The organism is Caulobacter vibrioides (assembly GCF_002310375.3).
Lineage (GTDB): Bacteria > Pseudomonadota > Alphaproteobacteria > Caulobacterales > Caulobacteraceae > Caulobacter > Caulobacter vibrioides_D.
In genome coordinates this window covers 466,916-483,685 of sequence record NZ_CP023315.3, presented here as the reverse complement: position 1 = coordinate 483,685, position 16,770 = coordinate 466,916, and the positions used below count along the sequence as shown (strand labels likewise).

Here is a 16,770-nt window from a genome sequence, read left to right as displayed (position 1 = left end):
CCTCCCTTTCGATGCTGGAGTTAGGCGGTCTTCAGGTTCGGATGCACGATCGCCCCGTCACGGGTGACGACGGCGGCCTGCAGGATCTCGTCCTCGAAGTTGGGGGCGAAGGCGCCCTCCTTGTTCGTGAACAGCGACGACAGCGCGAACAGGTTGCGGGCGTAGAGCGCGCTGGCGTCAGCGGCGATGCGGCCCGGCAGGTTGGCGTGGCCGAGGATCTTGGCGCCGTTGGCGGTGACGACCGTCTCGTTGAGCTTGGCGCCCTCGACATTGCCGCCCTGCTCGATCGCCAGGTCGACCAGGATCGAGCCCGGCTTCATCGAGGCGACCTGGGCGGCGCTGACCAGCTTGGGCGCCGGACGGCCCGGAATCAGGGCCGTGGTGATGACGATGTCCTGCTTGGCGATGTGGCTGGAGACCAGCTCGGCCTGCTTGGCCTGGTACTCCTTGGACATCTCCTTGGCGTAGCCGCCGGCGGTCTGGGCGTTCTTGAACTCTTCGTCCTCGACGGCCAGGAACTTGGCGCCCAGCGACTCGACCTGCTCCTTGGTGGCCGGACGCACGTCGGTAGCGGTGACCACCGCGCCCAATCGGCGCGCGGTGGCGATGGCCTGCAGACCCGCGACGCCGACGCCCATGATGAACACCTTGGCCGCGGCGACGGTGCCGGCGGCGGTCATCATCATTGGCAGCGCCTTGCCATAGGCCTCGGCCCCTTCGATCACCGAGCGGTAGCCCGCGAGGTTGGCCTGAGACGACAGCATGTCCATGACCTGCGCCCGGGTGATGCGCGGGATGAACTCCATGGCGATCGCCGTGGCGCCGGCCTTGGCCAGGGCGTCCAGCGTTTCCTTGTCCTGATAGGGATTGAGCGCTGCGGCGACGATGGCGCCCTTTTTCAGGGCCGCGATTTCGGCCGACTCAGGCGCGCGCACCTTGAACAGGACGTCAGCGTCCTTCAGGGCGTCCTTCGCCGTCTTGGCGATCTTGGCGCCCGCCGCTTCATAGTCGGCGTCCAGATAGGACGCGGCCGTCCCAGCTCCGGCCTGAACCACCACCGAGAAGCCGGCGGCGCCGAGCTTCTTGACGGTTTCAGGCGTAGCGGCGACCCGCGTTTCGTTGGCGCGGGTCTCTTTCGTGACGGCGATGACGGCCATCGGCATTCCCCTCCCCAGAGCGGTGTTACCTCACCAGCATGAGGGGCTCTGTAGGGGATAGTCTTGCCTCTTGTCGAGGCATGACGTGGAGGTCAGGGAAAAATTATGCCGATGGCCACCGGTGTCAGTGGCTTTCGGCAGGCTTTTCCTTCAGGAGCACCACACCCAGCACCAGAAGGACGACTGAGGCAATACCGCTACCAATGAAACCCGCCGGCGTGCAGAACAGCAGGGTGAAGAACAGCAGCAGGACCGCGATGGCCAGCGAGCCCCACTTGGTCATCTTGCCGAACGCGTCGTAGGTGGCAGCTTGCTCGTGGATGTCCATTTCGCCGCGGTGATAGTCGCCAGCCATGTGTCGTCCTCAGGAAAGAAAAGAAGAAACCGAGTTCGCCGGATACAACGCGGGCGGCGAAGGCTCAAGCGCGCGAATTGTTCCAGCCCTCGTCGACGAAGCGCGTTCGCACGGCTGCGACCGCTTCATCGACCGTGATGTCCGAAATCCGACCCTGCCCGCCGTCCAGGCGCGATAGCCATCGGGAATAGGCCGGCACCGGCGCGGTGCCCATCAATCCGATGCACGGCGTCCCCACGGCGGCGGCGACATTCAGCGCCCCGGAGTCGTTGCCAAGGAAGCCGGCGGAAAGCGCGATCAGCGCCGCAGACTGGTCGAGCGGCAGGTCACAGGCCGCGATGTTTCCCGGCAAAGCGCCGATAGACGCCGTAGCGATCTGCGCCTCTTGCGGCCCACCGACCCAGAACACCGTCCCAAAGAGATCCGAGAGCCGCTTTGCCGTCTCGGCGAAGCGCGCCGCCGGCCAGGTCCGCGCGGGCTCGCTGGCGCCGATCCCCAGGCATAACCAGGGCCCAGGCCGATCCGCGTATCTGGCCCGCACGGCCTCCAGCGCCTCCGGGTCAAGCTTCAGCGCCGGTTCGCGACTGTCGACCACCAGGCCATGCGCCTTCTCAAAGGCGTCGAGCTTGTCGATCCGGTGGGCCGGGCGCATGGCCTTCGGCAGGAACGGCCCCGTCGTCAGAAAACGCTCCTGGCTGTGTCCCAAGCCAAAGCCACGCCGCTCGGGCACCCCAGCCAGGGCCGCGGCGATGGCGGGGCGGTCGATCTTCTCCAGGATCCAGACCGCGCGCGGCTTCTGAGCCTGGCAGATCCTGTAGAAGTCGAGGGCCTCGCGAACGCCCTTGAGGCGATCCTTGTAGTGAGGCGCATAGAGCACCCGCTCGACCGCCGGCTCGACCTTGAGGACCTCTGACGCCCGGCTCGACGGCCGAGCGACCAGCACCACCTTGGCCTCGGGAGTCGTGGCCGCGATCGCGCGGATCGTCGGCAAGTGCCACATCAAGTCCCCAATCCCACGGTCGGGGGCATAGACGAGGACAGGGCCTTGGAGCTTCGATGCGGGCAAGACGATCAGTCTCTCGGCGGTTCACTCCGCGATTAGCGGGCGCCAGAGCCCTTGTCACCCATGCTGACGCTTTAGGGCCAGCGGGCGAGCAAACCGCGTAATCCCGCGACACAGGCCAGGGGCTGGTCGACCATGACGTGATGGTCGGCGTCGGGAATGGCGAGCTTTAGGACGCTTTCCGGCATGCGCCCGACCATGTAGGCGAGCGTCTCGTCGGTCATCAGATTCGACCGCTCCCCCCAGGTCAGGGCGGTTGGGCAGGCGACCTCGGGCAACAGGTCGCCCAGGTCCGGCATCTTGAAATTGCGCCAAAGATCCGGATCGAATTTCCAGGTCCACCCGTCCGGGGTTTCCTTCAGCGAGCGCCGGGCGATGAAGTCGGCGATGTAGAGGTTCTCGCACCCCTGCGGCGGGGCGAGGCGAAAACGCGCCAAGGCCTCTTCCTGGGTTGCGTAGACCGGCGCGCCCTTGCCGGAGCGCGGCGGGGGCCCCTTCCAGCGCTTCTCGGGAGGCTGGATCGTCGTGTCGAGCAGGATCGCTCCGCGCAGACGATCGGCGTGCCGCGCGGCGCAGTACAACGTCGGGAAGCCCCCGAAGGAGTGGCCCACGATCACCGGCTTGACGCCTCCCGCCTCCAGGCCGGCCGCCTCGACGGCTGCGAAAATCTCCGCGGCGAAAAGTTCGGCGGTGTAGGCTTCTCTCCAGTCACTGCCGCCCATGCCCGACCACGAGATCGCCGCCACGCGCCAGTCCTTGGCGAAGAACGGCGCGATGAAGCTCCACCAGTCGGCGTGCGCGCCATTGCCGTGCAACAGCAGCAGACCCGGCTTGCCAACCTCGCCCCAGGTCAAGAGCTCGATATTCGCCCCCTCGACCGGGATCATCGAGCGCGTCGGCGCGTCAGCGATCGCAGCGTCGAACCACGGCGGAGCCGGAGGCGGCGCGCCCATGAACGGCGCAAGCAGCGACGCCGGCGCGGATTGGTCGTCGGCCATCGGTTAAGCCTCTTCCTTGTAAGCCAATTCGCCGGGACGCGGCTTTCGCGGGCTCAGCGCCTTGAAGACGCCGGTGCCGGTGATCAGGGTCCGATCGCCAGACCAGATCCGGCCGCGAACCGTGAACAGCAAGTCCTCCTCGCCGATCAGCTCCCCCTCGCCTTCCACCCAGTCGCCGAGCTTGGCGCCCGAAAGGAAGTCGCACATCAAGCGTACGGTCACCCAGCTGTAGGACTTCTGCAGCGAGATGATCCGCCCCCAGGCCATGTCGGCGAAGCTCATCAACATGCCGCCGTGGCAGTTGCCCAGGCCGTTGGTGTGGTGCTCCTCCACGCGGAACGCCAGGCGCGCCTGGCCGGGCCCCTCGCGGTGCTCGAACAGCGGCCCAATCTGGCGGCCAAAGCCCCGTGACCAATTGAGTTGGGAAAAGCCGTCCGGAATCGCGGCTGTTTGGGCGTCTGTCAGATCGTCGGACATGCCGTCAGGCTAACAAGCGTTTGAAAAAAGGAAAGCCTTCCGTAAGGACGACGCTCCGGCCGGCGTCTAACCTCTCGAAACAGGAGGGATGGGTTGAGCCGAGACCAAGACAACTTCGCCGACTGGCTGACGCCGCATCTGCCGATGCTGCACCGGACGGCGCGGGCGTTCGCGGAAGCGCCGGATCAGCACGACCTTCTGCAAGAGCTGACCGTGGCGCTATGGAGGGCCCGCTCCAGCTTCCGCTCGGAGAGCGCGGCCAAGACCTTCGCCCACCGCGTGGCCCACAACGCCGCCCTGACCTGGAAGCGAGGCGAGGTCCGCCGACGGCTGCGCGGCGTGGCGGTCGAGGCTGAAATGCTGGTCCGCGACGCTGGCGAGGATCCGCAAGGTCCGCTCCTGGAACGGCTGTATGCGGCGATCCGCACCCTGTCTCCGGTCGAGCGGTCGCTAGTCCTGCTGTCGATGGACGGCGTGCCCTATGCCGAGATCGCACGGCTGCACGGGCTTTCGGAGAGCAACGTCGGCGCGCGGCTGACTCGCCTGCGCCAGCGGCTCTCCACCTTGGTGAAGGAGGACGCCGATGGACTTTGAGCGTCTCGAACAGGTCTGGCGGTCGGAGGCCAACCGCCCCTCCGAAGAGCAGCAGGCCCGACTGATGGAGGAACTGATGACGATGTTGAACGCCCGCCGCAGGACGGAATTCCTACTGGCCGCAATCCCTTTTGGGGCGATGATCGTGTTCACGGTCGTGGCCGGAGTGGCCGCCTATCGAGGTGACGCGTTCGCGCACGATTGGCCGGGACTGGCGATGCTCGGCGTCTGCTGGGCGGCGCTGATCCGTATGTTCTGGAACGGCTTCCGAGCTCGCCGCCGCCACACCGGCCAACCGATGCGCGACACCCTCGAAAGCCTCTTGGCCCAAAACCAGGCGGCGCGGCGAAACTACATGACCTTCTGCGCTTTGACGCCGGTATTCCTGTTCCCGCTGTGGATGGCCGTCGACCACCTCAAGGATGACGGTCGTATGAGCGCCGCCGCCGGCTTCCAGGCCATGGCTCTATGCGTCTTCGCCCTCGTGGCCAGCTATGGCTGGAACACCCTGCGCTTCTATTGGGTGATGAAGCCCGAGCAGCGTCGACTGGAGGAGCTTCTCCGGGCGTATGAGTAACCCTACTCCGTTCTCCCCGGCGAATGCCGGGAAGAACGGACTATTGTATGCCAACCTGGGAAAGCGCCGCCCGCTGGCGCTCCGCCACGGCCTCTTCGGAGAAGCCCTCCAGTGACGCCTCGAACAATTGCTTCCAGTTGTGGCTGGCGCCCAGATGCAGGAACGCCGCGCCGAGGCCGATGGCGGCGCGGTCCATGAACACGAACTCGCGCGGGATGGTCACGCCACCGACGGCCTTGAGCGCCTGGCGAACCTTGAACGCCTCACGCCGACCGTACTCGCCGGGAGGAACGTCATCGGCGACCGTGCGAACCCGGTCGTCCAGCAGAGGGCCGTAGATGAACCGGGCCCAGACGTTCAGGGCGTCCACCAAGGGATCGCTCAGCCCCTGGAAGCCCCAGCTGCGATAGGCCTCGACCTGTTCGGCGCGATCATCATTGGCCAGCGCGCGGTACAGGCGCACGACCCCCGCCACGAACTTCGGGGGAAAGATGCGGATGCAGCCGAAGTCCAGAAGGTTCAGGTGCGTGGCGCCCTCGCCGGCGAAGGTGTAGTTCCCCAGATGCGGGTCCCCATGGATGATCCCCAGGTGGGTCATGGGGCTCCACCACGCCTCAAACAACAGGGCGGCGATCCGGTCGCGCACGGCCTGGGGCGCGGTCTTGAAGGTCAGCAGGCCCTGGCCGTCCAGCCACGTCATTGACAGCAGGCGTCCCGTCGAGAGCTCCGGGACCGGCGAGGGGGTGCGGATATTGGCGCGATCGGCGAAGAAGTTGGCGTAGAGCGCCATCAGCTTGGCCTCGCGGGCGTAGTCCAGCTCCTCGCGCAGGCGATCGCCGATCTCGACAATGGCCTCGGACGGGTCGAGCGCGCCGTCCATGCGTTTGACGAGCCCGATCAAGGCGCGCAGCTGGCCCAGATCGCTTTCGACAGCGCTCTGCATGTCCGGGTACTGCAGCTTCACCGCCAAGGCGCGACCGTCATGGGCGACGGCGCGGTGCACCTGGCCGAGCGATGCGGCGGCGGCGGCCTCGTGCTCGAAGCTCGTAAACCGCGCCTGCCAGTCGGCGCCGAGCTCGGCCGCCATGCGCCGCCGGACAAACGGCCAGCCCATGGCCGGAGCGTTGGTCTGCAGCTCGGCCAGTTCCTTGGCGAACTCGGGCGGCAACAGGTCCGGCACGGTGGCGAACATCTGGGCCGCCTTCATCAGCGGCCCTTTCAGCCCGCCCAGCGCCGCCTTCAAGGCCTTGGCGTTACGCGCATCGGCTTCGTCGCCGCCGAACATCCGGTTGGCGCCGTACGACACGGCCGCCCCCGATAGCCCGGCCCCGACCTTGGCGAAGCGGGAAAGCCGACCGGTCAACCGGTCGCGTTCGGGGTCGCGGGCGTCGTCGGCCATGTCACCTCACACCAGGGTTTCGAACTCGTCGACCAGCCGCTCGAGTTGGGCGCAGCCGGCGGCCCAGAAAGCCTTGTCCCTCGGGTTCAGCCCGAAAGGCTTCAGGGCCTCCAAATAGGTACGCGTACCGCCCGCCGCGAGGAGATCCTCGTAAAGCGGCGCAAACGTCGCGGGATCCTCGCGGCGCTTTTCCATCAGGCCCCGGACCAGGAGATCCCCGAAAGCATAGGCATAGACGTAGAACGGCGCGTGGCAGAAGTGGCTGACATAGGCCCAATAGTGCTCGTAGCCAGCGTTCAACCTCACCGCCGGCCCCAGGCTCTCACCCATGACGTCCAGCCACAAGGCGCCGATCTGATCGGGCGACAGCTCGCCGTCCTGCCGCGCCTCATGGAAGCGGCGTTCGAACCGGTGGAAGGCGATCTGGCGGACCACCGTGTTGAGGCCGTCCTCGATCTTGCCGGCCAACAGGCCCTTGCGGTCTTCGGGCGAGGCCTCGGCCAGGAGGCGGTCAAACACCAGCCCCTCACCAAAGATCGACGCGGTCTCGGCCAGGGTCAGAGGCGTGTCGGCCAACAGTGTGCCGAGCGGCTGGCACAGCGTCTGATGGACGGCGTGACCCAGCTCATGCGCCAGGGTGAGCACGTCCCTGCGCTCGCCCATATAGTTCATGAACACGAACGGATGGCGGTCGGCCGTCACCGGATGGGCGAAAGCCCCCGACTGCTTGCCCGGACGCGGCTTGGCGTCGATCCAGGGCTTGTCGAAGAAGACCCGGGCGGCGTCGGCGAACTTGGGCGCCAGATCCTGGAAGCTCTCCAGCACCATGCCCTTGGCCTCGTCCCAGGCGTACGCGCGCGGCGCGGCAGCGGTGAGCGGCGCGTTGCGATCCCAGTAGTCCAGCGCGTCGACGCCCATGACCTTGGCCTTTAGGGCGTAGTAGCGATGCGACAGGCGCGGATAGGCGTCGACCACCGCCTGCTCCAGGGCGTCGACGGCGTCGACGTCGACCTCGTTGGCCAGGTGGCGCGACTGGGCCGGCGTCTCAAAGCGACGCCAGCGGTCCTCGACCTGCTTTTCGAAGGCCAGGGTGTTCAGCACCAGCGCTTGGGTGGACGCGCGCGCCTCCAGCGCCGCGGCCAGACCGTCGGCGGCGGCCTTGCGGCGCTCGACGCTCGGATCGGACATGCGGTTGAGGGCCTCGGCGAGGGTCAGGGTCTCATCGCCGGCCTTGGCCGTCAGCTTGGCCAGGGTCTCGTCGTAGAGACGCACCCAGTTGGCGACCGCCGGGGCCTTGTCGACGATGAAGCGTTCCAGCTCGGGCGACAGCTCGTGCGGCCGCGACAGGCGCACGCGACGCAGCCACGGCGCCCATCGCGCTGCGTCCGGATGCGCCTCAAGCGCCTTGGCGATCTCGCCGTCCTCCAGCTGGTTCAGCTCCAGCGTGAAGAACAGGCTCTCGGCGGCGATCTGGGACGAGCGAGCCCGAAAATCGGCCTCGAACTTGGCCCAGGCCGGGTCATCCCGCGCGACGGACGCCGCGAGCGCGGCGTAAGCCCCGACGCCCCACAGGCCGTTGGTGGCCTGCTCATAGAGCGTGATCCCTCGGTCCAGCAGCACGCCCAGGCGCTGGGGCTCGTTGCGGGCCTCCAGGAACATCCCCTCCAGCGAGGCCAGCTCGTCATTGGCGGCCTTGGCGGCGGCAAGATCGGTCTCGATGCGAGGGTCGTCGCGACCGACATAGAGGTCGGCCAGGTTCCATTCGGGCGGGGCGGCGGGCTTGAAGGGCGCGTTCATGGATCAGCAGATAGGGCGCTCGCCCCCCGCCGCGCAATGCTTGAGCCCCCAAGGTTTCAGGCTTTGCGCGTTCTGAACTCTGCGAAGAACGCCACGAGGCCCACGATCAAGTAGGTCGCGATGGCCGAAGACCCCAGGCCGACCGGATCCTCGGCCAGCGGTTTGAGCAGCGGGACGATCTGCAAGACGAGCAGGAAGCCCAGAAACCCGACGGCGCCGACCCAGCCCCGTCCCTCCTGACCACGTCGCCAAGCCCAGGCCGCACCGGCCATCGCCAGCAGGCCCATCTCGACGGCCTGCTCCAGAACCGCATGGTCCCAGAGGCCAAGGCCAACCTTGGGACCGCTCCACAAGAGCGGCAGGTCGGGACGATGGACCAGGAAGTCGAGCAGCCAGTGCGATAGCACGGCCAAGCCGATGAAAAGGCTAGCGCGCTTGGGCAGCTTGAGAAGCAGGGCCAGCACCACCGCCACCGCGACGGACCATAAGGCGGCGGCCGGCAGGCTGTGCGTGTAAGGCATGTGGGACAGCACGAGGGCGCTGCCCGGCAGGCTATGATCGACGGACACCGTCTCCACACCCGCGATGATTAAGCCGCCCCAAGCGATGTCCATGGCCTGGCAAGCCAGAACATAGCTCCAAAGCGGCGCGCGCGGCTCGATCGCCTTGGCGACAAGCGCGCCCGCATAGTGTCCGACGAACATGGCGCCCCCCTGGCTCCAGACTTCGCCCTCGAGCAAAACCCTGGCGCCACGATCCTTGGCGCCAGCTTGGAAGTCCAGCCCGATCCAGCCGGGTCGAGCGCGAAGAAGCAAACGCTTACCGCCTGTCACGTTTGCCGCCATCGCGCCTCCGCGCTGGGAAGTCACTGTTAACTATACCATTTAAGGTTCGCGACACCTCTGCGAAAGCCGGTGTTTACCCAAGGCCTGTATCACTCTGAACCAACAAGAGCCTTGTCCCACGTGGACATGGCCGGTTCTGGTGGATGTGCCCAATGACCAAAACGGTCCTTGTCGTCGATGACGACCCGACACAACGTCGGTTGATCCAGGCGGTGCTCGAGCGCGACGGGTTCGCGGTCTCGCACGCTGAAGGCGGTGACGCGGCGATCGCACACCTGACGTCGGGCGCAGCCGCGGACGTGATCCTGCTCGACCTCGTCATGCCAGGCCTGAATGGTCAGGACACGCTGAAGGAAATGCGCGCGCGCGGCTTTCAGCAGCCCGTGATCGTGCTGACCGCCAGCGGCGGCGTCGACACCGTGGTCAAGGCAATGCAGGCCGGCGCCTGTGATTTCTTTATCAAGCCCGCCTCGCCCGAGCGGATCACCGTGTCGATCCGCAACGCCCTGTCGATGGGCGACCTCAAGGGCGAGGTCGAGCGGCTGACCAAGCGCGCGGGCGGCAAGACCACCTTCGCGGACCTGATTGGCGCCTCGCCGGTCATGACCATGGTCAAGCGCATGGGCGAACGCGCGGCCAAGAGCGCCATCCCCGTGCTGATCACCGGTGAAAGCGGCGTCGGCAAGGAGCTCATCGCCCGCGCCGTGCACGGCTCATCGGATCGCGCCGGCAAGCCTTTCGTGGCCGTCAACTGCGGCGCGATCCCCGAGAACCTCGTCGAGTCGATCCTGTTCGGCCACGAGAAGGGCTCGTTCACCGGCGCCACCGACAAGCACCTGGGCAAGTTCAAGGAGGCCGACGGCGGCACCCTGTTCCTCGACGAGGTCGGCGAGTTGCCGCTGGACATGCAGGTCAAGCTGCTCCGCGCCCTGCAGGAAGGGGAGATCGATCCGATCGGCTCCAAGCGCTCGATCAAGGTCGATGTCCGCATCGTGTCGGCGACCAACCGCGACCTGCAGCAGGCCGTGTCGGCCGGTCGGTTCCGAGAAGATCTCTTTTACCGCCTGAACGTCTTCCCCATCGAGGCGCCGTCTCTGCGCGAGCGTCGCGAGGACATCCCGGCGCTGGTCGAGGCCTTCATCCGTCGGTTCAATGTCGAGGAAGGCAAGCGCGTCATCGGCGCCGCGCCCGAGACGATGCAACTGCTGACCGCCTTCGATTGGCCCGGCAACGTGCGCCAGCTGGAAAACACGGTCTATCGCGCCATTGTCCTGGCGGACGCGCCCTATCTGCAGCCGTTCGACTTCCCGGCCATCTCGGGCCTGGCTGCGCCGATCGAGGCCGTCTCGATCGCGCCCGCACCGCCGCCGGCGGCCTTGCTGCAGGCGGCCCACGCGGCCATGGCCGCCTCGGTCGGTGAGGCGCCGGTCCGCATTCTCGACGATCGCGGTCATCTGCGGACGCTGGAAGAGATCGAGCGCGACCTCATCCAGCACGCTATCGACGTCTATGCCGGCCATATGAGCGAGGTCGCCCGCCGTCTCGGCATCGGGCGCTCGACCCTGTATCGCAAGGTTCGCGAGCAGGGCATCGAGGTCGACATGAAGGAAGCGGGCTGATGAGCCCGCTGATCCTGCGGCCGCTGTCGCGCGAGCAGCGCCTGAAGGCTCTGCTCAAGCCCGCGCGCGCGACGACCAAACAGGTGTCATCCAGGAGCTGAGAGGGCGGCAATCCCGGCCCTCCAGCCCCTAGAGCCTTTCAGCTTTGGATGGAGTCATCCAAAGCGTTGGAAGGGCTTTACATGCTTGATCCAAGAGCGTTTCGCGACCTGACTGCGTCAGGCCGCGAGCTCTAGTCCCTTGTTTTGAAGCATTTTTCTTCACGCGAACCGGAGCCGCTTCGCTCGAAAAATGCTTTAGTGGCCTGACGCGGCGAGAAAACTCGGCTCCGCTTCGGTCCTCTCGGTCGGCTCCTCGACCCTGACCCACCCCGCGCCGGAACGCTTCACCAGCCCTTCCATCGCGAGGGGCTCCAGTTCTCGCCCGACCACGGCGGGCGTGACGGGTCGGCTCCAACGGTGGTCCAGTTGGCGGGCGATCTCAGCCTCGTTGAGGCCCGGCGCTTGGGCCAAGGTCATCAAGATCATGTCACGGGTTGAACGACCGCGACGTCCGCGCTTGCCCGGCGTCGGCGGCGCGAAGGCGGGCGCCTCTCCGGCCGTCAGTCGCTCGGCCATGCCGGCCTGTCGCAGCGCATCCAGCGCCAAGAGGATCGCTCTCAGTTCGCTTTCGAACGGGGCTTGGGCCCGTCGCTGAGCTTCAACCATGCGGGTTTCCAGCTCCGCCTTACGGCGCAGCAGGTATTGGTATGTGGTCGCCATTGTCCTTAGTTCCGAGAAGTCGTGAGGACACTTAGCGCCCGCCGCGGGATATCCCCCGCGCGCCTCGAACCTGGAACCGCGTCCGCCCGCAGCCCAGAGCCTCACAACATGAAAACCATTAACTCTTTACAATTGTTCACATTTTCCCCCAGTGCGGTTACCAAGATCTTAACGCGGTTCGACGAACGGCAGTTTTTGGTAAGCCTTTGGGACGAAAATTCCAGATTGTGGGGCTGTACGCGCCGCACGGGAAAATTGCGCTCCGGGGGCGGTTGCTTTAGCCGCTCACAAGGGGCGGATCAATCCTCGTCTTGGGGCGCCGAGGTCGCGGCGCGGCGGGGCTGGCCGAAACCCTTGCCGCGCTTCATGGGCTTCTTCTCGCCCTTGGCCTTGCGGACGATTTCCTTGAGCTTGATCGCCTGGTTGCCCGACAGAGCCTGCCCGCGGGCGCCCTTCTCCGGATCGGAGAAGGCGCGTCCATAGGTCTCGACGCGCTGCGCGACGCTGGTGAGGAACTCGCCCTCCCATTCGGAGAGCTCGACGCCGGCCTTCTCGGCGGCGCGGCGGGCGCGCTTCAAGGCGTTCAGCGCGGCCCGCTTGGCTTGTTCCTTGGGATCAGGCGGCTTGGCGCGCATGGGGAGAGACTATCCCGCACGCCGCGCGCCGACGCACGCCGAAAAATCTAGATCTCGCCGATGGCCGACAGATAGAGGTCGAGGATCGCGTCCTCTTCCTGGCGCTTGGCGCGGTCCTGCTTGCGGATACGGACCACCTTCTTGAGCACCTTGACGTCGAAACCGTTGCCCTTGGCTTCGGCGTAGACTTCCTTGATCTGCTCCATGATCTCGGCCTTCTCGACCTCAAGACGCTCGACGCGCTCGATGATCGACTTCAGCTGACCCTGGGCGGTCGAATTCAGGACGTCGGCGTGGGGAATGGCGTCGTCGGCCATGAGGCGGTCTCGCAGAAAGGCTGGAATTCGGAGGCGCGGAACCTAGTTCGAAGCCGCGCCGCTGGGAAGCGCGATTCAGCGACCGTCCACTACCTTCCTTCGACCCTGGCTCGCGCCACCTCGGCCAGGGCCGCCAGATCGAGATTCTTCTCTTCGCCGCTGAGCAGCATCTCCAGGCTCGCCTCGGCCAGATCGGCCAGCGGCATCGACAGCCCCTTGGCCTCGGCCGCGTCCAGCACGAGCCGCACATCCTTCAGGCCGAGTTCGGCGGCGAAGCCGGGCGGGGCGTAGCGGCGTTCGGCGATCATGCCGCCATAGATCTTGTAGATCGGCGCGGCGAACAGGGTGCTGCTGAGCATGTCCAGCAACTCGGGCGCAGGAACGCTATAGGCCTCGCCCAGCGCCACGGCTTCGCCCATCGACTCGATGGCCGAGACGATCATGAAGTTACCCGCCAGCTTCAGGGCGTTGGCGCGGACGGGATCGGCGCCCAGCGGCCAGACCTTGGCGGCCAGCATCTCGAGGACAGGCATGGCGGTCGCCACGGCGTCCGGCGCGCCGGCGGCCAGCACGTTCAGCCCGCCGGCCTGGGCCACAGGCGGGCGGCCGAAGACGGGCGCGGCCACATAGCCAAGACCCCGTTCGGCATGCAGCGCAGACAGTTCTCCGGCGAGCGCGGTGGAGATGGTCGCGAGGTTGATGTGGACCACGCCCTTGCGCGCCCGCGCCAGGGCTCCGCTGTCGATCAAAACTTCCCGCATCGCCTGATCATGGGCCAGCATGGACAGCACGATGTCGGCGTCGAGGGCCTGATCGATATCGCGGGCCGGGATCGCGCCCTCGGCGGCCAATTCGTCAACAATGGCGCGTGAGCGGTTCCACACCGTCACCGTCACGCCCTTGGCCAGCAGATTGCGGACCATGGCCGCCCCCATGGCGCCGAGGCCGATCATCGAGACGTTCATGGAGGGGCTCCGGATCGAGACAACGAGGGCCGCAGATAGGGGCCTTCGCGCCATCTCGCCACGCATTTCGTCAGATCAGGCCGTGCGCCTCGACCGCGTCGCGCACACGCGCTGGATCGGTGAAATGGTGGGTGTGGAAGCCCAAGGCCTCGGCAGCGGCGATATTGGCCGCGCTGTCATCGATGAACAGCAGGTCGCCCGCCGACAGGCCCGTCCGCGCCAGCACGATCTCGTAGATCCGGCGATCGGGCTTGATCACGCCTTCATCGCCCGAGACGATGGCGTCGCGGAACAAGCCGAAATGCTTGGGCGAGATAGCCTGCACGCCCGGCCACTTGCTCTGGGGCATGTTCGTGAGCGCAAACTGCGGTGTGTCACGGGCGGCCAGGGCTTCGATCACAGCGGCGGTCTCGGGAATCGGTCTCGACAGCATCTCGTCGAAGCGTTCGTCCCAGGCGCGGATCTCGGCGGCGTACTCCGGGAAGCGTGCGATCAGCGGCGCGGCGTTGTCGGCGAACGCAACGCCGCGATCATGCTCGACATGCCAATCCAGGGTGCAGACATGTGAAAGGAACCGGTCGAGATCGGCCGGCTCCTTGAAGATCTTCGCATACAGTGCGCGGGGGTCCCAGCGCACGATGACGTTGCCGACGTCCCAGAGAACGGCTCTGGGACGAGGGCGCGTCATCAGCCTTGCTTGGCTTTGAAGCGCGGGTCGGTCTTGTTGATGATGTAGATGACGCCCTTGCGGCGGACCATCTTGCAGTCGCGGTGGCGACCCTTGAGCGACTTCAGCGAGCTGCGAACCTTCATGACCGTCTCTGTCTGTACTCAGCGGAGAGGTTCGGGCGCGCGCAAGACGACGGCCGGAACGTCCGGGTGTTTCGGAGGCGGTGCGTATAGTCAGGACGCGGGCCCGAGTCAATGCGCTCCGGGCCCTTTCGCGCCGCAGGCCGGGAACTTCACCCGTCTGGCGCGCTTGTGATTGAAGCTTTCACCCGAACCCCGGTAGCTTCTAGCGCATGGCCATGGATCGTCGCGTCTTTCTCGTTCTCTTGCTTGCCGGCTGCGCGGACACCTCCCCGCAGGGACCGCTGACTGTGATCAGCCCCGCGCCGCCGCCGCCCGCGCCGCAGACGCCCACTATGCCCGCGCCGACGCCGCAGACGCCTGTCCCCGCCGGCGAACTCGCCTTTGACACCTGGATGCAGGATTTCCGCGGCCGCGCCTTGGCCGCCGGGCTGTCGCCAGACCTGCTGAACCGCGAACTGAGCGGCGTCATCCCCGATCCCAGGGTGATCAGCCTCGACACTCGTCAGCCCGAGTTCTCCAAGCCGGTCGGCGACTATATCCGCGGCGTGATCAGCGAAGACCGCGTCGCCGTAGGCCGCAACAAGCGCGAACAACTCGCCTTCCTGTTGGAGATCGAGGCCCGGTACGGCGTGCCGCGCGACATTCTCCTGGCGGTGTGGGCCATGGAGTCGGCGTTCGGTCAGTTGCAGGGCAATTTCGACGTCGTCCGCTCAATGGTCAGCCTGGCCGCCGACGGCCGCCGCCGCGCCTGGGCCGAGGGCGAACTGATCGCGGCCCTGAAGATCATCGATTCCGGCGAGGTCACGCGCGCTCAGCTCAAGGGCTCGTGGGCCGGCGCCATGGGTCAGACCCAGTTCATTCCGACCAGCTTCCGGGCGACGGCCGTCGATTTCGACGGTGATGGGCGGCGCGACATCTGGGGCTCGGACGCCGACGCCCTGGCCTCGGCCGCCAACCTTCTGACCCGTGGCGGCTGGAAGCGGAACGTGGGCTGGGCCAAGGAAGTGATCCTCCCGCCCGGCTTCGATTACGCAGTCACCGAAGGTCCCCGGGAGGTTCCCGCCTGGTGGGAGGCGCGCGGCGTACGGCGCGCTGACGGCCTTCCCTGGACGCCGCAGGACGCAGCCTCGCCCGCCATGCTGATCCTGCCGGCCGGCGCGGCGGGACCGGCGTTTCTGGCCCTGCCCAATCACTTCGCGATCCGGACCTATAACAACTCGACGTCCTACGCCCTCGGCATCGGCCTGCTTGCCGACCGGTTTGCCGGCGGCGCGGCCCCCATCACGCCGTGGCCGGTGGAAACGCCGCTGTCGATGTCGGATCGGATGGCCGCCCAGATCGCCCTGGCCCGCGTGGGCTTCAATCCCGGCCCCGCCGACGGCGTCATCGGAGCCGGCACGCGCCGCGCGCTGCGCGCGTGGCAACAGAGCCAGCAACTGCCCGCCGACGGTTACCTGTCGAACGATATGGTCGCGCGCCTGAAGGCGCAGGCCGGGATCATCCCGTAGCGATCTCCATCCAGATGGAGCGATGCTCGCCCGGACGCAGCACCGTCATGCCCGTCTCCCCCTCCCCAAACGGATTGGGGCGGCTCGCGCAGGGCTCTACGCAGTAGTAGTCCTCACCCGGCGGAACATAGACGTGCAGCCATGCGCAGTCGGGCGAGGCCGTGAGGACGGTGTCCGGCTGACCAGGCGCGCTGAGCACCGCGCGCTGGTTCCAGCCGGTGTAGCAGTGATCGATCAAAGCATGTCCGGCGACCGGCGCGCCCGCAGCCCAGTCTGGTCCCCACCGCCCCGCCTGATGGACCGTGGGCAAGACGTCGGCGTCGATAAGCCAGACCCCGTCGTTAAGCGCCGCGAGGCGCTCGCCCGCCCGGGCCGGAAAATAGGGATGGAAGCCCAGACCCGCAGGCATGACGTCCTCACCCGTGTTGGTGATCGTCAGCGTCACCCGAAAACCCGTCTCGTCGAGCACGAAAGCCTGCTCGGCGCGGTAGGACCAAGGCCAATCACCGGCTGAATGCGCGAAGGCCAATACGGCTTGCCCGGCCTCGGCGCTTTCCAAAGCCCATGGCGCGCGCCAGCCTTGGCCATGCAGAGGATGGGGATGTCCCTGCAGGTTCGGCGGCAAGGTCACCGTCCGTCCCTCGAACACGAACTGCCCGTTCGGGATGCGATTGCAGAACGGGACCAGCGGGAAGCTCGCCGTCAGCAAGGCGTCTTCAGCGCCCGCCGCCATGGGCCGCAACACGTCGCGCCCGTCGACCGTAAACGCCGCCACCGCGCCGCCGACCTCCGGCGCGAACACCAGGCGGGCTCCGCCCTTCTCGATGGCGATCATTCTGCGCTCTCCCAGGAACCGATCGCCGCATCGGTAAGGACGTTCGACGCCGAGG

The 16,770-nt window shown here is 66.8% G+C and carries 20 protein-coding genes; 5 read left to right on the top strand and 15 right to left on the bottom strand.

Translation table 11 applies throughout. The annotated features are described in order from the left end of the window. Positions 1-20: 20 nt before the first annotated feature. From CA606_RS02340 to CA606_RS02320, 5 genes are all read right to left on the bottom strand, one after another. The gene (locus CA606_RS02340; protein ID WP_181242741.1) at positions 21-1,163 is read right to left on the bottom strand and encodes a Re/Si-specific NAD(P)(+) transhydrogenase subunit alpha; all 1,143 of its coding nucleotides are present in this window, start codon (positions 1,161-1,163) and stop codon (positions 21-23) included. A 118-nt stretch (positions 1,164-1,281) separates the two neighbouring features. Next, entirely contained in the window at positions 1,282-1,512 is a 231-nt protein-coding gene (locus CA606_RS02335) for an aa3-type cytochrome c oxidase subunit IV (protein WP_096052562.1), read from the bottom strand. Positions 1,513-1,576: 64 nt separating this feature from the next. After that, positions 1,577-2,578, bottom strand: coding sequence for a glycosyltransferase family 9 protein (locus CA606_RS02330; RefSeq protein ID WP_096052563.1), 1,002 nt, complete (start codon positions 2,576-2,578; stop codon positions 1,577-1,579). 71 nt (positions 2,579-2,649) lie between these two features. Continuing rightward, complete coding sequence (locus CA606_RS02325) at positions 2,650-3,573, bottom strand: alpha/beta fold hydrolase (protein WP_096052564.1); 924 nt, start codon at positions 3,571-3,573, stop codon at positions 2,650-2,652. A 3-nt stretch (positions 3,574-3,576) separates the two neighbouring features. Further along, positions 3,577-4,050, bottom strand: coding sequence for a PaaI family thioesterase (locus tag CA606_RS02320; RefSeq protein WP_096052565.1), 474 nt, complete (start codon positions 4,048-4,050; stop codon positions 3,577-3,579). Positions 4,051-4,143: 93 nt separating this feature from the next. Here CA606_RS02320 and CA606_RS02315 point away from each other — a divergent pair, with 93 nt between their 5' ends. Further along, positions 4,144-4,644, top strand: coding sequence for an RNA polymerase sigma factor (locus tag CA606_RS02315; protein WP_096052566.1), 501 nt, complete (start codon positions 4,144-4,146; stop codon positions 4,642-4,644). Continuing rightward, complete coding sequence (locus CA606_RS02310; protein WP_096052567.1) at positions 4,634-5,221, top strand: hypothetical protein; 588 nt, start codon at positions 4,634-4,636, stop codon at positions 5,219-5,221. Before CA606_RS02315 ends, CA606_RS02310 begins: the two co-directional genes overlap by 11 nt. A 40-nt stretch (positions 5,222-5,261) precedes the next feature. Here the strand turns inward: CA606_RS02310 and CA606_RS02305 are convergent, their stop codons facing one another. Genes CA606_RS02305 through CA606_RS02295 form a run of 3 tightly spaced genes read right to left on the bottom strand, consistent with a single transcriptional unit; the run spans position 5,262 to position 9,232 of the window. Beyond that, positions 5,262-6,620 (bottom strand): ABC1 kinase family protein, encoded by a 1,359-nt coding sequence (locus CA606_RS02305; protein ID WP_096052568.1) that lies wholly within the window; start codon positions 6,618-6,620, stop codon positions 5,262-5,264. 6 nt (positions 6,621-6,626) lie between these two features. After that, on the bottom strand, positions 6,627-8,417 hold the full coding sequence (locus CA606_RS02300) for a M3 family oligoendopeptidase (RefSeq protein ID WP_096052569.1): 1,791 nt from the start codon (positions 8,415-8,417) through the stop codon (positions 6,627-6,629). 56 nt (positions 8,418-8,473) lie between these two features. Next, complete coding sequence (locus tag CA606_RS02295; RefSeq protein ID WP_233282172.1) at positions 8,474-9,232, bottom strand: hypothetical protein; 759 nt, start codon at positions 9,230-9,232, stop codon at positions 8,474-8,476. Between the two features lie 182 nt (positions 9,233-9,414). Between CA606_RS02295 and CA606_RS02290 the strand changes: the two genes are divergently transcribed. Both CA606_RS02290 and CA606_RS19825 read left to right on the top strand, forming a co-directional pair. Further along, positions 9,415-10,881 (top strand): sigma-54-dependent transcriptional regulator, encoded by a 1,467-nt coding sequence (locus tag CA606_RS02290; protein ID WP_096052570.1) that lies wholly within the window; start codon positions 9,415-9,417, stop codon positions 10,879-10,881. Further along, entirely contained in the window at positions 10,881-10,982 is a 102-nt protein-coding gene (locus CA606_RS19825) for a hypothetical protein (RefSeq protein ID WP_096052571.1), read from the top strand. The genes CA606_RS02290 and CA606_RS19825 overlap by 1 nt, the downstream gene beginning before the upstream one ends. Positions 10,983-11,177: 195 nt before the next feature. Here the strand turns inward: CA606_RS19825 and CA606_RS02285 are convergent, their stop codons facing one another. The 6 genes from CA606_RS02285 to ykgO form a co-directional block, all read right to left on the bottom strand. After that, the gene (locus CA606_RS02285) at positions 11,178-11,642 is read right to left on the bottom strand and encodes a hypothetical protein (protein WP_096052572.1); all 465 of its coding nucleotides are present in this window, start codon (positions 11,640-11,642) and stop codon (positions 11,178-11,180) included. Positions 11,643-11,941: 299 nt separating this feature from the next. After that, on the bottom strand, positions 11,942-12,277 hold the full coding sequence (locus tag CA606_RS02280) for a hypothetical protein (RefSeq protein WP_096052573.1): 336 nt from the start codon (positions 12,275-12,277) through the stop codon (positions 11,942-11,944). Between the two features lie 47 nt (positions 12,278-12,324). Beyond that, the gene (locus CA606_RS02275) at positions 12,325-12,594 is read right to left on the bottom strand and encodes a DUF2312 domain-containing protein (protein WP_096052574.1); all 270 of its coding nucleotides are present in this window, start codon (positions 12,592-12,594) and stop codon (positions 12,325-12,327) included. A gap of 89 nt (positions 12,595-12,683) precedes the next feature. After that, entirely contained in the window at positions 12,684-13,559 is an 876-nt protein-coding gene (locus CA606_RS02270; RefSeq protein ID WP_096052575.1) for an NAD(P)-dependent oxidoreductase, read from the bottom strand. 70 nt (positions 13,560-13,629) lie between these two features. Then, the gene (locus CA606_RS02265; RefSeq protein ID WP_096052576.1) at positions 13,630-14,247 is read right to left on the bottom strand and encodes an HAD family hydrolase; all 618 of its coding nucleotides are present in this window, start codon (positions 14,245-14,247) and stop codon (positions 13,630-13,632) included. Next, entirely contained in the window at positions 14,247-14,372 is a 126-nt protein-coding gene (gene ykgO / locus CA606_RS02260) for a type B 50S ribosomal protein L36 (RefSeq protein ID WP_004616427.1), read from the bottom strand. The genes CA606_RS02265 and ykgO overlap by 1 nt, the downstream gene beginning before the upstream one ends. 209 nt (positions 14,373-14,581) lie before the next feature. Between ykgO and CA606_RS02255 the strand changes: the two genes are divergently transcribed. Next, positions 14,582-15,880, top strand: a complete 1,299-nt coding sequence (locus CA606_RS02255; protein ID WP_096052577.1) for a lytic murein transglycosylase — start codon at positions 14,582-14,584, stop codon at positions 15,878-15,880. Here CA606_RS02255 and CA606_RS02250 read toward each other — a convergent pair. Continuing rightward, the gene (locus tag CA606_RS02250) at positions 15,870-16,715 is read right to left on the bottom strand and encodes an aldose 1-epimerase (RefSeq protein ID WP_096052578.1); all 846 of its coding nucleotides are present in this window, start codon (positions 16,713-16,715) and stop codon (positions 15,870-15,872) included. The genes CA606_RS02255 and CA606_RS02250 overlap by 11 nt on opposite strands. Positions 16,716-16,770: the final 55 nt, after the last annotated feature.

Excerpts from the sequence above, each read along its gene's own strand:
- CA606_RS02275 (WP_096052574.1), bottom strand. The coding sequence starts at position 12,594 with ATGGCCGACGACGCCATTCCCCACGCCGACGTCCTGAATTCGACCGCC.
- CA606_RS02340 (WP_181242741.1), bottom strand. The coding sequence starts at position 1,163 with ATGCCGATGGCCGTCATCGCCGTCACGAAAGAGACCCGCGCCAACGAA.
- CA606_RS02270 (WP_096052575.1), bottom strand. The coding sequence starts at position 13,559 with ATGAACGTCTCGATGATCGGCCTCGGCGCCATGGGGGCGGCCATGGTC.
- CA606_RS02300 (WP_096052569.1), bottom strand. The coding sequence starts at position 8,417 with ATGAACGCGCCCTTCAAGCCCGCCGCCCCGCCCGAATGGAACCTGGCC.
- CA606_RS02285 (WP_096052572.1), bottom strand. The coding sequence starts at position 11,642 with ATGGCGACCACATACCAATACCTGCTGCGCCGTAAGGCGGAGCTGGAA.
- CA606_RS02310 (WP_096052567.1), top strand. The coding sequence starts at position 4,634 with ATGGACTTTGAGCGTCTCGAACAGGTCTGGCGGTCGGAGGCCAACCGC.
- CA606_RS02325 (WP_096052564.1), bottom strand. The coding sequence starts at position 3,573 with ATGGCCGACGACCAATCCGCGCCGGCGTCGCTGCTTGCGCCGTTCATG.
- ykgO (WP_004616427.1), bottom strand. The coding sequence starts at position 14,372 with ATGAAGGTTCGCAGCTCGCTGAAGTCGCTCAAGGGTCGCCACCGCGAC.
- CA606_RS02320 (WP_096052565.1), bottom strand. The coding sequence starts at position 4,050 with ATGTCCGACGATCTGACAGACGCCCAAACAGCCGCGATTCCGGACGGC.
- CA606_RS02255 (WP_096052577.1), top strand. The coding sequence starts at position 14,582 with ATGGCCATGGATCGTCGCGTCTTTCTCGTTCTCTTGCTTGCCGGCTGC.
- CA606_RS02280 (WP_096052573.1), bottom strand. The coding sequence starts at position 12,277 with ATGCGCGCCAAGCCGCCTGATCCCAAGGAACAAGCCAAGCGGGCCGCG.
- CA606_RS02335 (WP_096052562.1), bottom strand. The coding sequence starts at position 1,512 with ATGGCTGGCGACTATCACCGCGGCGAAATGGACATCCACGAGCAAGCT.
- CA606_RS02290 (WP_096052570.1), top strand. The coding sequence starts at position 9,415 with ATGACCAAAACGGTCCTTGTCGTCGATGACGACCCGACACAACGTCGG.
- CA606_RS02265 (WP_096052576.1), bottom strand. The coding sequence starts at position 14,247 with ATGACGCGCCCTCGTCCCAGAGCCGTTCTCTGGGACGTCGGCAACGTC.
- CA606_RS02305 (WP_096052568.1), bottom strand. The coding sequence starts at position 6,620 with ATGGCCGACGACGCCCGCGACCCCGAACGCGACCGGTTGACCGGTCGG.
- CA606_RS19825 (WP_096052571.1), top strand. The coding sequence starts at position 10,881 with ATGAGCCCGCTGATCCTGCGGCCGCTGTCGCGCGAGCAGCGCCTGAAG.
- CA606_RS02250 (WP_096052578.1), bottom strand. The coding sequence starts at position 16,715 with ATGATCGCCATCGAGAAGGGCGGAGCCCGCCTGGTGTTCGCGCCGGAG.